General features: G+C 69.8%; 12 protein-coding genes. 8 read left to right on the top strand and 4 right to left on the bottom strand.

The genetic code is table 11. The features are described from left to right. Positions 1-180 precede the first annotated feature (180 nt). Positions 181-1,173 (top strand): IS630 family transposase, encoded by a 993-nt coding sequence (locus tag LUX31_RS36215; RefSeq protein WP_443046040.1) that lies wholly within the window; start codon positions 181-183, stop codon positions 1,171-1,173. 17 nt (positions 1,174-1,190) lie between these two features. Here LUX31_RS36215 and LUX31_RS36210 read toward each other — a convergent pair whose 3' ends face one another. The 3 genes from LUX31_RS36210 to LUX31_RS36200 all read right to left on the bottom strand — a co-directional run bounded on the left by LUX31_RS36210 (position 1,191) and on the right by LUX31_RS36200 (position 4,216). Next, positions 1,191-2,138 carry a 3-oxoacyl-ACP reductase gene (locus LUX31_RS36210; protein ID WP_235479528.1) on the bottom strand — a complete coding sequence of 316 codons (948 nt, stop codon included), beginning with the start codon at positions 2,136-2,138 and terminating at the stop codon, positions 1,191-1,193. Between the two features lie 25 nt (positions 2,139-2,163). After that, positions 2,164-3,240 (bottom strand): Zn-dependent alcohol dehydrogenase, encoded by a 1,077-nt coding sequence (locus tag LUX31_RS36205; protein WP_235479527.1) that lies wholly within the window; start codon positions 3,238-3,240, stop codon positions 2,164-2,166. A 112-nt stretch (positions 3,241-3,352) separates the two neighbouring features. Continuing rightward, entirely contained in the window at positions 3,353-4,216 is an 864-nt protein-coding gene (locus LUX31_RS36200) for a MaoC/PaaZ C-terminal domain-containing protein (RefSeq protein WP_235479526.1), read from the bottom strand. 307 nt (positions 4,217-4,523) lie between these two features. Between LUX31_RS36200 and LUX31_RS36195 the strand changes: the two genes are divergently transcribed. Next, entirely contained in the window at positions 4,524-5,843 is a 1,320-nt protein-coding gene (locus LUX31_RS36195; protein ID WP_235479525.1) for a sensor histidine kinase, read from the top strand. A gap of 5 nt (positions 5,844-5,848) precedes the next feature. Beyond that, entirely contained in the window at positions 5,849-6,481 is a 633-nt protein-coding gene (locus tag LUX31_RS36190) for a response regulator transcription factor (protein WP_235480182.1), read from the top strand. A gap of 48 nt (positions 6,482-6,529) precedes the next feature. Here the strand turns inward: LUX31_RS36190 and LUX31_RS36185 are convergent, their stop codons facing one another. Further along, a complete protein-coding gene (locus tag LUX31_RS36185) occupies positions 6,530-7,306 on the bottom strand; it encodes a class I SAM-dependent methyltransferase (RefSeq protein ID WP_235479524.1) in 777 nt (258 codons plus the stop codon). 412 nt (positions 7,307-7,718) lie between these two features. Here LUX31_RS36185 and LUX31_RS36180 point away from each other — a divergent pair, with 412 nt between their 5' ends. The 5 genes from LUX31_RS36180 (at position 7,719) to LUX31_RS36160 (ending at position 12,794) form a co-directional block, all read left to right on the top strand. Further along, positions 7,719-9,461, top strand: coding sequence for an MFS transporter (locus LUX31_RS36180; RefSeq protein WP_235479523.1), 1,743 nt, complete (start codon positions 7,719-7,721; stop codon positions 9,459-9,461). Positions 9,462-9,637: 176 nt separating this feature from the next. Further along, a complete protein-coding gene (locus LUX31_RS36175) occupies positions 9,638-10,300 on the top strand; it encodes a class I SAM-dependent methyltransferase (RefSeq protein ID WP_235479522.1) in 663 nt (220 codons plus the stop codon). Between the two features lie 312 nt (positions 10,301-10,612). Continuing rightward, the gene (locus LUX31_RS36170) at positions 10,613-11,863 is read left to right on the top strand and encodes a helix-turn-helix transcriptional regulator (protein ID WP_235479521.1); all 1,251 of its coding nucleotides are present in this window, start codon (positions 10,613-10,615) and stop codon (positions 11,861-11,863) included. A 57-nt stretch (positions 11,864-11,920) separates the two neighbouring features. Further along, positions 11,921-12,349, top strand: coding sequence for a DUF6415 family natural product biosynthesis protein (locus LUX31_RS36165; protein ID WP_235479520.1), 429 nt, complete (start codon positions 11,921-11,923; stop codon positions 12,347-12,349). A 184-nt stretch (positions 12,350-12,533) separates the two neighbouring features. Continuing rightward, positions 12,534-12,794: a hypothetical protein gene (locus LUX31_RS36160; protein ID WP_235479519.1), complete on the top strand. Its 261-nt coding sequence runs from the start codon at positions 12,534-12,536 to the stop codon at positions 12,792-12,794. The last annotated feature ends 8 nt before the right edge of the window (positions 12,795-12,802 follow it).

Genomic DNA, 12,802 nt, shown 5'->3' with positions numbered 1-12,802 from the left:
GCACGGCTCCGCCCTTCTCGTACGGGCGGAGCCGTTGCCGTTTCCCGACTCCCTTTTCGCTAGTGTCGCGTGTTTGAAGTAGGTTTACGTTTGTAGTTTCGGGACAATGGAGCTGTGTATCTGGCCGCTGCGTTGCAGCTCCGTGAGGGTGACCGGTCGCGCCTGGAGGCGTTGACGCGGATGTCGACGGCCCCGGCGGGGTTGGTGCAGCGGGCGCGGATCCTGCTGCTGGCGGCGGAAGGTGTGCCCAACACGGACATTGCCGTCCGGTTGGGGACGTCGCGTCCGACCGTGCTGAAGTGGCGTGGCCGCTACGAGGAGTCGGGCATCGAGTCGCTGGGCGACCTGCCGCGCCCGGGCCGGCCCGGGACGGTGGACGAAGTTGCCGTGCTGGTGTCCACGCTGGCTGAGGACGGCAGGCCGCCGGCGCACCTGGCGGTCACGCACTGGTCGTCGCGGCTGCTTGGGAAGGAGCTGGGGCTGGCCTACTCCACCATCGCCAAGATCTGGCGCAAGTGGGGCATCCAGCCTCATCGGGTGGAGACGTTCAAGTTCTCCACCGACCCCGCGCTGGAGCCGAAGATCCGTGACATCGTCGGTCTCTACCTGGCGCCGCCGGAGAAGGCGGTCGTGGTCTGCGTGGATGAGAAGACGCAGATACAGGCGCTGGACCGCACCGCCCCGATCCTGCCGCTGCGGCCGGGCCTGCCGGAACGGCAGACCCATGACTACAAGCGCAACGGGACCACCTCTCTGTTCGCCGCCCTGGAAGTCGCCACCGGAAGGATCAGCGCCGACGCGTGCTTCGAGCGGCACACCAACGCCGAGTTCCTGGCCTTCCTCAAGCAGGTCGCCAAGGCCCACCCACGCGTGAAACTGCACGTCGTGGTCGACAACTACGCCACCCACAAGCACGCCAACGTAAAAGCGTGGCTGGCGAAGAACCCGCGGGTGACCCTGCACTTCACGCCCACCTCCTGCTCGTGGCTCAACCTCGTCGAGGTCTTCTTCGGGATCATCACCCGCCAGGCCATACGACGCGGCACCTTCGAGTCCGTCCCCGACCTCAAGGCCGCCATCCGCGCCTTCATCGACGGCTACAACACCCGCTGCGAACCCTTCACCTGGACCAAAACCGCCGACCAGATCCTCGACAAGATCAAACGTAAATAGACTTCAAACACGCAACACTAGCCGCGCTTGAGTCCGAGTACCTCCGCCGCCGCGAACGTCTCCCCCGCGGGCCGCTGTGCGTAGTGCGGGGTGAGGAGCGCGTCCAGTTCGTCGTAGGTGAAAGCGTCCTGCTTGCTGTCGAACTTGGCGGCCACACGCGGGCGTTCGACGACGGCGACCATTCCGCCGTGGACGACGAGCAGCTGTCCGTTGACGTGTTCGGCGGCCGGTGAGGCCAAGTAGCCGACGAGCGGGGCGACATGCTCGGGGGCGAGAGGATCGAGACCGTTGTGGGCGTTCTCCGGCCGCTCGAAATCCTGGAAGACGTCCTCGGTCATCCGTGTCCGGGCGCGGGGGCAGATCGCGTTCGCCGTGACGCCGTACTTGGCGAGGGCGAGGGCCGTGGAGGTGGTCAGCCCGACGATTCCGCCTTTCGCGGCGGCGTAGTTGGGCTGTCCCGCCGAACCGACGAGAAACGCCTCCGAGGACGTGTTCACGATCCGCCCGTACACCGGTGCGCCGCTCGCCTTGGACCGCTCGCGCCAATGCGCGGCGGCGAAGTGGGTCGTGTTGAAGTGGCCCTTGAGGTGGACCCGTATGACGGAGTCCCACTCCCCCTCCGTCATGGAGAAGACCATGCGGTCGCGCAGAATGCCCGCGTTGTTGACGAGGACGTCCAGTTTCCCGAACTCGGCGATCGCCAACTCGACGAGTTCACGGGCCTGTTGGTGATCGGCGACGTCTCCGGTGTGCGCGACCGCCGTGCCGCCCGCCGCACGGATCTCGGCGGCGACCTCCTCGGCGGGGGTGGCGGACGCCTCGCCGGAGCCGTCCCGGCCGGGCTGGCCGTAGTCGTTGACGACGACGGCCGCGCCGAGCCGGGCCAGTTCCAGCGCCTCGGCCCGGCCCAGACCGCGCCCAGCGCCCGTGACGATCGCGGCGAGCCCCTCAAGTGGCAGTGACATCAGCGCTCTCAGCCTTTCTGCTCGCTCAGATCTCGATGCACGTACGCAGCGCGGTTCCCGTACGCATCTGGTCGAGGGCCTCGTTGATGCCGGAGAGCGGTACACGGTGGGTGATGAGGTTCTCGAGGTCGACGCGTCCGGCGCGCCAGAGGGCGATCGTGCGCTCGTAGGACCGCAGGACGTCGCCGCCGCCGTACATGGACGGCAGGATGCGCTTCTCGTCGAAGAACAGCTCGAACATGTTGAGTTGGAGGTTGTCGTCCATGGCGCCCGCGCCGACGACGACCATGGTGCCGCCGCGCCGGGTGGTGTCGTAGGCGGTGCGGGCGGTGGCGGAGCGGCCGACGACCTCGAAGACGTAGTCGAACCCCTCGCCGCCGGTGACCTGTTGCTTGGCGTCGGCCAGCTCGTCCGGCGAAACCGCCTTCGTGGCACCGAACTTGAGCGCGGACTCGCGGCGCGAGACGACCGGGTCGACGGCGACGATCTCGGCGGCGCCCTGGAGCCGGGCGCCCTGTATCGCGGAGATGCCGACGCCCCCGCAGCCGATGACGGCGACCGACGAACCGGCTTCCACACCAGCGGTGTTGATGGCGGCGCCGAGTCCGGTGGTCACCCCGCAGCCGATGAGGGCGGCGATGTCGAAGGGCACGTCGTCGGGGATGGGCACGGCACAGCCGGCGTCGACGACGACCTCCTCGGTGAAGGTGCCGGTGCCGGCCATGCCGAAGACATCGCCGCCGGGGCGACGGAAGTTGGGGGTGCCCGCGTTCATGAACCCGGAGAGACACAGTTCGCTCTGCCCGCGCTTGCACGCGGGACACGCCCCGCAGGCGGGCAGCCAGCAGACGACGACCCGGTCACCGACCTTCAAGTGGGTTACCCCGTCCCCGACTTCGAGGATCTCGCCGGCGCCCTCGTGGCCGGGGACGAAGGGCGCGGGCTGCGGCAGTACGCCGTTCATCGCGGAGAGGTCCGAGTGGCACAGCCCGGTGGCCCGTACCCGGATCCTCACCTTGCCGGGGCCGAAGCCCACGGCCTCGACGTCGTCGAGGACGTCGAGCTTGTCCTGCCCGATCTCGTGCAGTACGGCTGCGCGCATGATGCGGCTCCCCTCAGGAATGTGCTCGGCTCAACCCACGGGCGTACGGCTCACGGGCGTGCGACTCATGGGCGTGCGGCTCACGGGCGTGCGGCTCACGGACGTAGGTTGTTCATGCGGAGTGCTCGACGACGGTGTCGGCCAGTACCGGCGCGTCGTCCCGCTCGACGGCGGTGACCGACACCTGGACGCGGTCCGGCTCAGGCGTCCACATCCGGATGCGCAGGGTCTCCCCCGGGAACACCACCCCGGCGAAGCGGGTGCGGTACGCGCGGACCCGGCCGACGTCCCCGCCGAGCACGGTGTCGACGACCGCCTTGAGCGTCATGCCGTACGTGCACAGCCCGTGCAGGATGGGCCGTTCGAATCCGGCGCGAGCGGCGAACTCGGGGTCGGCGTGCAGCGGGTTCCAGTCGCCGGAGAGGCGGTAGAGCAGCGCCTGGTCCTCCCGTACGGTCCGCTCGACGACCTTCGCGGGCTCACCGCCGGGCACCGGAAGCCGGGTCGAGGGCCCCCGGTCGCCGCCCCAGCCGCCCTCCCCCCGTACGAAGATCTGCGCGTCGCTCGTCCACAACGGCCCGTCGGCGTCGGCGACTTCGGTGCGCATGACGAGGATGGCGGCGCTGCCCTTGTCGTACACGGCGGCGATGCTCCCGGTGACGCGCGCCCTGCCCTCGACCGGGATCGGGCGGTGGACCTCGATGCTCTGGCCGCCGTGCAGGACGTGGGCGAGGTCGACGTCGACGCCGGGCATGGAGAGGCCGCTGATCACGTCCGGGGAGCCGTTGCCGGCGACGGTGGCGAAGCTGGGCAGGACGTGCAGCCGGGATTCGAGGGTGTAGCGGAGTTCGCCGGGATCGGTCGCGGGGACGCCGGCGCCGATGCCGAGGTGGTAGAGCTGGACGTCCTTGCGGCCCCAGGCGATCTCTGTGGACCGGGGTTCGGCGGCGACGGCCTTGGCGGCGTCAATGGGCATGGGACTCCTGATCGACTGGCAGACAACTGGCGGCGAGCTCGCGGAACTGAGGCGGAACTGAGACCTCGGTACGGTCGTCCGCACCGTCGGCCGCACCGAGGTCGATACGGGCCGTTCTAGAACGCGTTCCAGTCCGGCGCCCTCTGTTGTATATCCGAGCGGTCCTGAGTTGTGAAGGCTCCTGACGCTCCGTCAGCTGTATGCGTGATTCACGGTATGCATGATTCACGGGCCAGGACATTTGTCCTACCGAAGTCCGTACATCGACATCTGCCCGGTGTGACGATCGCTTCGTACGCTGATGTCCATGTTCTGGATGCGGGAGATCACCCGCCAGGTGAGTGAATGGCAGGCGGAACGGGCGCGGTGGCGGGCGGACGCACAGCGGTGCAAGGCCGCCCGGCGTGCCGCGCGGAAGTCGGGCGGCCGGCTGCCGGAGCCGGAGAACACGGGCCCGCCGCCCACCGGTTTCACCCTGCTGCCCTGGCTGCTGATGGGCCTGGGCTCCTTCTCCAACCTCCTCCAGGGCCGCACCCCACAGCCCTGGATCGGCTCCCTGGGCCTGCTCGCCTTCAACTCCCTCTACATCTACGTCACGTTCCGCGCGTTCGCGAAGGAGAAGCGGGGCGCGAGGTCGACGCGGGTCGCGCTCGCCCTGATGGGCGTGGTGACCTGCGCGCTGGCGATCGCGTACGGCGGCAGCTGGCTGTACTTCTTCCCGCTGCTCGGACTGGCCACGGGCGCGGTGATGCGGGGCCCGTGGCTGGGCCGCGCCGGACTCGCGCTCACCGCCCTCGCGGCGGCGGTCTCCGCGGTGCGGGACGGCTGGGACGCGCTGAACGTCGCGTACGGGACGTTCCTGTCGACCATGGTGACGGCGGCGATCCTGTCCCTGACCGAGGCGGTACGTGAACTGCGGGCGGCGCGCGAAGAGTTGGCGCACCGCGCGGTCGAGGAGGAACGGCTGCGGTTCTCCCGCGACCTGCACGATCTGCTGGGCCACACCCTGTCGGTGATCGTGGTGAAGTCGGAGGCGGCGCGTCGGTTGGCACCGTCGAACATGGACGCGGCCCTCCTCCAGATCACGGACATCGAGTCGGTGGGCCGCCAGGCCCTGACGGAGATCCGCGAGGCGGTGACCGGCTACCGACAGGGCAGCCTGGCCACGGAACTGGACCGCGCGGACTCGGTCCTGACGGCGGCGGACATCACCCCGGCGATCCACCGCTCGGGCCCGCCCCTGCCCGCGTCGGCGGAGGCGCTCCTGGGCTGGGTGGTACGGGAGGCGGTCACGAACGTCGTACGGCACAGTGACGCCGCCCGCTGCGAGATCAGCGTGGAGGGCACGGGGGAACGGGTGCAACTGAGCATCGCGGACAACGGCACCGGCACCGACGTACAGCCCACGCCGTCCGTACGACCGAATGTCGGCGGCACCGGACTGAAGGGCCTCAAGGAACGCCTGACGGCGGCGGGCGGCTCACTCGAGGCGGGCCCGACACCCAGGGGCGGCTTCCTGGTGACGGCCGAGTTGCCCACAGAGGTGGCCGAGCCGCCCACGGAGGTACAGGAGCAGCCGCCTCCCTCCCAGCTCAGCCCCCACCCCCGCCCTACCCTTACCCCGTGAACGAGATGCCCCGGGACCACCGTCCCGCGAAGTCCGTCAGAGTCCTGCTCGCCGAGGACCAGGGAATGATGCGGGGCGCTCTCGCCCTGCTGCTCGGGTTGGAGCCGGACATGGAGGTCGTCGCCCAGGTCGGGACCGGGGACGCGATCGTCGACGCGGCCCTCCTGCACCGCCCGGACGTGGCGCTCCTCGACATCGAACTGCCCGGCATGAGCGGCCTGGACGCCGCCGCCCGGCTCCGCGACGAGGTCCCGGACTGCCGCGTACTGATCCTGACCACCTTCGGCCGCCCCGGCTATCTGCGCCGGGCGATGGAGGCGGGCGCCGCCGGTTTCCTCGTCAAGGACGGCCCGGTGGAGGAGCTGGCGGCGTCGATCCGCCGCGCACTGACCGGCGAGACGGTCATCGACCCCGCCCTCGCGGCCGCCGCGCTCAGCGCCGGCCCGAACCCGCTCACGGCCCGCGAGGGCGACGTACTCAAGGCCGCGGTGGACGGCGCGACGGTCGCCGACATCGCCACGAGACTCCACCTCTCGGAGTCGACGGTCCGCAACTACCTCTCGGCGGCCATCGGCAAGACGGGGACCCGCAATCGGATGGAGGCGGTACGGGAGGCGCGCCAGCAGGGGTGGCTGTAGGGCCTGTCCGAGATACGTCCGTCGGCCCGGACAGACCCCATGACTTGCCTACCGGCGGAACAGGGCCGTCCACAGGAACTCCTCGCCGAAACAGGCCGACTCCGCCGGTTCGTCGCGCATACGACGCAGTTCGACCTCCGTCAGATCCGAGAAGATCCAGCGAAGGGACTCCGGCGTGTAGGCGATACCCCCATGGAGGCGGGAGTCCCGATAGAAGTCGGCGTCGGGCAGCTCGGAACCCATCCCCGCGGGTCCCGTCTCCTCCGCCGCGAAGCACGTGAGTGCGAACAGGCCCCCGGGAGCCAGGACCCTGTCGAGCAGGGCCAGGTAACTGACGCGGCGGTGCGGTGGCAGGTGGTGGAAGCAGCCGGAGTCGTAGACCAGGTCGTACGGACCGTCGAGCGCACCATCGGCCAGGGCGAAGGCGTCCCCGCAGAGGAAGCGGATGTCGGCCCCGGCCTCGGTCGCTCGCTCCTCCGCCCAGGCAATGGCCGTGGGCGAGAGATCGACGGCGTCCACCCGGAAACCCCGCGCGGCCAGGTGCAGCGCGTTGCGGCCCGGACCGCAGCCCAGGTCAAGGACCCGACCGCCGCCTCCCTCGCGGCTCCCGCCTGCCCCGGGGATCAGGCCCCGCTCCAGGTACGAGACCAGGTTCTCGTCCGGCTTCGCGACGAAGAACGGCACCGGCTTGGCCCGGTCGGCATAGAAGCCGTCCCACCATGAGGCCGCCGCGCCCGTCCAGCGATCGGCCTCCGGCGCGAACAGGGTGTCCAGGAGCTGGAGTACGTCCTCGACCGTGCGTATGTTCCGGCCCGACCGGTCCATCCGGTCCCCCTTTCCCGATCCGGCGATCGTAGGGGCGGTCGACGCGAAATCCCAGGTCGGCAGGGATCGGCAAGAGCGGGCGAGAGCCCACCAACGGCCGTGTGGCAGGCCGGGGCAAGCCCCCCTGCGGACGGGTTCCGGGACTTGCACGAGACACCGACGACACGCCTGCCAGAGGCCGTCACAGGCCCTTCCCCAGCCCTGCCGACCGGACTTTCCGGCCCAACCCCTCGTCCGAGCCGTCTTCCGACCGAGAACATGACAGAGGGTCAGACACCCATGGACAGGTCAAGGATTAGTTAGTACGCCAAAACATCGGAATAGTTGCCCAGGCACACAGGTTCATCTCACACATACCCCCGTCCCCACGGCGAAACGCCACGATCACCACCCTGCCTGGAGGCCCCACCCCATGACGCACACGACCACGACCGACCGGCCCGCCGGGGATAGCGGTGGCACCGGCAGAACGGGCGGGGCCATAGTCCCGGTGCTCGCCTTCGCGGGCATTGTTGTCGCGGTCATGCAGACCCTGCTCGTCCCTGTCATCAAGGACCTGCCCCAGCTGCTGAGCACCTCGCCCAGCAACGCCACCTGGGTGCTGACCTCGACGCTCCTCTCCGGAGCCGTGGCCACGCCGATCATGGGCCGGCTCGGTGACCTGTACGGCAAGCGGCGCCTGTTGATCGCCAGCCTCTCCGTGATGGTGGTCGGCGCCCTGGTCAGCGCGCTCACCAGCGACCTGTTGACCATGATCGTGGGCCGGACCCTCCAGGGCTTCGCCATGGGTGCCATCCCCCTCGGCATCGGCCTGATGCGCGACATGCTGCCCCGCGAGAAGCTCCCCTCGGCGATGGCCCTGATGAGTTCCTCCATCGGCGTCGGCGGCGGCCTCGCCCTCCCCCTCGCCGCGCTGATCGCCCAGCACTCCGACTGGCACGCCCTCTTCTACGGCGCCGCCGGCCTCGGTGCCTTCGCCATCGCCCTCACCCTGTTCGTCGTACCGGAGTCCCGGATGCGCGCGGAGGGCACCTTCGACGTGCTCGGCGCGATCGGCCTGTCCGTCGGTCTCGTCCTCTTCCTCCTCCCCATCACCAAGGGCAGCGACTGGGGCTGGACCTCCCCCACCACGCTCGGCCTGTTCGGCGCGTCCGCCCTCGTACTCCTCCTGTGGGGCGTACTGGAGCTGCGCCTGAAGGCCCCGCTGGTGGACCTGCGGACCACCGCCCGGCCCGCTGTCCTCTTCACCAACCTTGCCTCGATCATGGTCGGCGTCTCCTTCTACGTCGTCTCGCTCGTCCTGCCCCAGCTCCTCCAGCTGCCCACCGCCACCGGCTACGGCCTCGGCCAGTCGATGGTCATGGCGGGCCTGATCGTGGCGCCGCTCGGCCTGACGATGATGTTCACGGCCCCTGTCTATGCGCGGTTGTCCGCCAAGTACGGGCCCAAGGTCACCCTGATCCTCGGCCTGCTGATCATCGGCATCGGCTACGGCGCCGGCCTCGGCCTGATGAGCGCGGCCTGGCAGTCGCTCGTCATCGCGGTCGTTCTGGGCGGCGGCATCGGGCTCGCCTACTCCTCCCTCCCCGCCCTGATCGTCGGCGCGGTCCCGGCCTCGGAGACCGGCGCGGCGAACGGGCTCAACACCCTGATGCGTTCCATCGGTACGTCGGTGTCGAGCGCCGTCATCGGCATGGTGCTCGCCAACACGGCGAACCATGTGGGGGGCGTTGCGATCCCGACCATGCACGGTTTCCGGGTGTCGTTCCTGATCGCCACGGGGGCTGTGGCTGTCGGGCTGGTCCTGGCGCTGTTCCTGCCGGGGCGGCGGCCGGACAGTGGGCTCCAGCTGCGGGCGAGCAGTGAGGACAACGCCTCGGTCGGCGCCGGGTTCCGCGGGCGGGTTCTGGGGGCCGATGGGGTTCCGGTCTCGCGGGCCAAGGTCACGTTGATCGATAGGCGGGGGCGGCAGGCGGGAGCCACCTTGTCGGCGGAGGACGGGAGTTACGCGCTCGCTGTTCCTGCCCAGGGGGCGTATGTGCTGGCCGCGCGGGCTTCTGGGTACGGGCCGCATGCTTCGTCTGCGACGCATGCGGGTGGGGAAGGGGCGGTTGACTTGGACCTTTCCTTGCCTGGGGAGACGGTCAGCGCGTAGGCGCTCCGCGCGCGAGCAGGGGGCAGGGTTGTGTGTCGGCCGCCGGCCGGTGGGGGCCGGTCGCGCAGTTCCCCGCGCCCCTGGTGTGGGGATGCGTACCCCCTGTCTTCTGGTGACCCGGGGGTGCGGCAGCATGGGGCCCCCGCCCGTATGTCCGTACGACCGAGAGGACCCCCATGCCCCCCGCGCCCAAGCCCTCGATCCTGGCCGCGTTCGAAGGGGCCAAGGGGTTCATGCCCCTGGATGAGGGGCTCGCGCTGTACGCGGCCGCCGTTGAGGCAGGGGCTCTCGGCCTGCCGTTGCTCGAAGTCGGGACGTACTGCGGGCGTTCCACCATCCTGCTCGCCGATGCGGCCCGTGCCGCCGGTGTCAGCGCTGTCACCGTCGATCATCATCGGGGCAGTGAGGAGCAGCAGCCGGGGTGGCAGTACCACGATCCGGAGACGGTCGACCCGGAACTGAAGGTCATGGACACGCTTCCGCTCTTCCGGCGGGCCCTGTACCGGGCAGATCCGGAGGACAACCTGGAGGAGCACGTAGTCGCGATCGTCGGGCGTTCGCCGCAGGTCGCGCGCGTCTGGAACTCCCCCCTCGGCCTCGTCTTCATCGACGGCGGGCACACCGACGAGCACGCCACCGCCGACTACGAGGGCTGGGCCCCGCATGTCGCCGAGGGCGGGCTGCTCCTCATCCACGACGTCTTCCCCGACCCCGAGGACGAGTTCACCGGCCAGGCCCCCTACCGCGTCTACCTCCGCGCCCTCGCCTCCGGCGCCTTCACGGAGGTCTCCGCGAACCGCTCGCTGCGCGTGCTGCGGCGGACGGGGGGCGGGGTCTGAGGCCGGGCTGAGCGGCCTCGGGGAAGTCGGGCGCGGGGCCATATCGATCTGCGGCTTTGCCTCCTGGGCGCGATCAGCCCCTCCCACCACCGACCCACGGCAAAGAAGCCGCATAACCAGCGGAGCGCTCAGCATCCGGCACCGTCATCGCGAGCCGGGCAAGAATCGCGGCCGGCGTCCCCTTCGTGGGGCGGGGGCCGCTTCGTGGTCTCCGGGTCAGGTCGCTCCCCCAACCTGCCCAGAGCCCTCACCTGAGGAAGGCCCCGCCCCATACCCTGGCAATGCGACCTGTTCAGAGATTGGGGCGAGATCATGCCATCGGATGCGACGCCGGACCCGTACGCAGACCCGCTGAAGTTCGGGCAGCGAGTGCAGATCCTCCGCGAACGCCGCGGCATGACGCAGGCCCAACTCGCCGACTTCGTGGGCATCTCACCGCACACCCTCCGAAAGATCGAGAACGGGCAGCAGAAATCCCCGAGCCTCGACATGGTGATGCGCATCGCCGAGGCCCTCCGGGTGCGTGACCTCGCCGAACTGACAGGCCACCCCGACCTGCACGTCGATCTCTTCATCGGCCCCGGCCACCCTCGCCTGGCCGCAGTCAAGGCCGCCATCGACAGCTTCCCGCTGTCTTCCAGCGTCGAGCCGCCGCCCGTCGCCCACCTCGACGCCCGCCTCCATGCGGCCTGGAAAGCACGACACGCAGCGGAGAATCACCGTGAGGCCATCGGCAAACTGCTGCCCGACCTGATCCGCGACGCCACCGCCCTCGTACGACAGGCCGACACAACTGCCGATCGCAGAGCGGCTCAGGCACTCCTCGCTCAGACGTACAGCCTCAGCCAGTTCTTCCTCGCCTACCAGCCCGATAGCAGCCTCTTGTGGCGCGTCGCCGAGCGCGGCATGATCGCAGCCCAGGAGAGCGAGGATCCCCACGCCATCGGCGTCGCCGCGTGGCTCCTCGCCCAAGCGCATCGCGACTCGGGAGCCCGGCACTTCGACGCCGCGGACGCCATCAACCTTGACGCCGTCCGCTACCTCGAACCGCTCCTGCCCGACGCCGACGACGAACTGCTCGCCATCGCCGGGGCCCTCCAATTCGAACTCGGCTACACCGCGGCCCGGCGGCGGGAGACGGGGACCGCGTGGCGGTACTGGGACACGGCGCGGACCATGTCCGAACGTCTGCCGGTCGACTACTACCACCCGGTGACCAACTTCAGCCGGGCCATCATGGGCGCGCACGCCGTGACCATCGCCGTCGAACTGCACCAGGGCGGCGAGTCCGTCCGGCAGGCGGCGCGCGCGGACGTGGCCACGATCCACTCGAGGCCGCGCCGTGCCCGGCACCGGATCGAGGAGGCACGCGGCTATCACTTGGACAATCAACCGGACGTGGCGATCGCCTCGCTGGAGAAAGCCTTCGAGGCGGCACCGGAGACGATCCGCTACAACGGCTACGCCCGGACGCTGATTTTCGAGCAAGTGGAGTCGACACAGGCTCCGCGGCGACGGCGCGCCTCGGAACTGGCCGTGAAGGTGGGCCTCCTGGCCGCGTAACGATACCGACCGGATTCCGGTCGGCGGTGCCGCACGGCCGCCCCTACGGTCGCTGGTGTGAGACGGATCACCCAGACCGCAGAGGCGCGAGCCATGGCGCACGGAACAACCGAGAAGGCTGCCACGCCCGAGGAAACACTGCCCCCGGACATCGAGACGATGCGTGCCAGCGCCCGCCGCGCGCTCACAGAGAATGCCGAACTGCCCACGCCCGACGAACTGGACACACTCGTCCTCGTGCTGCGTGGGCACATCCACCTGCTTGTCCCCGAGGTGGAAAGGGCGGCGGCACGGCAGCCGGAGGACAGCATTCCGCGGTACTGCGCCCTCGCCTGCTTGGGTGAGGCGCACAACAAGCTGCGTCTGGGCGACGGCGGCGGCCTGCCCATCCGGGTCTCGGTGGTGCGGAAGCTCGCCCGCGTCGTCAACGCTCTGTGCGACCACTACGAGAACCTGGGCGGCGATCACCCGAGGACTGGCCAATGAACACCTCCAGAACCACGGAAGCTCCGACGCTCTCTGCAGAGTGCACCCTCGCGAAGCAGCCCGACTCCACCGCCATACACCTTCAGTGCCGCCAGACCGAGGATGTCCCCCTGCCACACAGCACGGGCATCCTGCTCCAGCCTCGCTGCGGCTGCCCCTGCCACACGCGGACTGCGGGCGCGTTGTGACCCCCGCGCCGCACGGGTACGGCCGCTGCGACAGCCTGATCACCGACGCCGACGACGCGGTACGCCTCGGGCAGGGGTCGGGCATCAGCGGCACCGACCGGGATGTGTGGGCCCACCACGAGCATGCGTACCTCGTCAGCTTCGACCCGACTCCGCTTGCGTTTCTCACGAGGTGCGGACGGATCCAGGCAAACCGCCGCTGCCACGGAGTCACCGGAGTATGGAGGGACGCCGGGGACGACGTAGACGCCCCGTAAGGTGGCAG

The sequence above is a fragment of the Streptomyces sp. GQFP genome (assembly GCF_021545335.1).
Taxonomy (GTDB): domain Bacteria; phylum Actinomycetota; class Actinomycetes; order Streptomycetales; family Streptomycetaceae; genus Streptomyces.
This window is presented reverse-complemented; position numbering and strand designations above follow the sequence as displayed.

What these genes read in the sequence shown, in the direction of transcription:
- LUX31_RS36215 (WP_443046040.1), top strand. Translation starts at nt 181, where the DNA reads ATGTCGACGGCCCCGGCGGGGTTGGTGCAGCGGGCGCGGATCCTGCTG.
- LUX31_RS36210 (WP_235479528.1), bottom strand. Translation starts at nt 2,138, where the DNA reads ATGTCACTGCCACTTGAGGGGCTCGCCGCGATCGTCACGGGCGCTGGG.
- LUX31_RS36205 (WP_235479527.1), bottom strand. Translation starts at nt 3,240, where the DNA reads ATGCGCGCAGCCGTACTGCACGAGATCGGGCAGGACAAGCTCGACGTC.
- LUX31_RS36200 (WP_235479526.1), bottom strand. Translation starts at nt 4,216, where the DNA reads ATGCCCATTGACGCCGCCAAGGCCGTCGCCGCCGAACCCCGGTCCACA.
- LUX31_RS36195 (WP_235479525.1), top strand. Translation starts at nt 4,524, where the DNA reads ATGTTCTGGATGCGGGAGATCACCCGCCAGGTGAGTGAATGGCAGGCG.
- LUX31_RS36190 (WP_235480182.1), top strand. Translation starts at nt 5,849, where the DNA reads ATGCCCCGGGACCACCGTCCCGCGAAGTCCGTCAGAGTCCTGCTCGCC.
- LUX31_RS36185 (WP_235479524.1), bottom strand. Translation starts at nt 7,306, where the DNA reads ATGGACCGGTCGGGCCGGAACATACGCACGGTCGAGGACGTACTCCAG.
- LUX31_RS36180 (WP_235479523.1), top strand. Translation starts at nt 7,719, where the DNA reads ATGACGCACACGACCACGACCGACCGGCCCGCCGGGGATAGCGGTGGC.
- LUX31_RS36175 (WP_235479522.1), top strand. Translation starts at nt 9,638, where the DNA reads ATGCCCCCCGCGCCCAAGCCCTCGATCCTGGCCGCGTTCGAAGGGGCC.
- LUX31_RS36170 (WP_235479521.1), top strand. Translation starts at nt 10,613, where the DNA reads ATGCCATCGGATGCGACGCCGGACCCGTACGCAGACCCGCTGAAGTTC.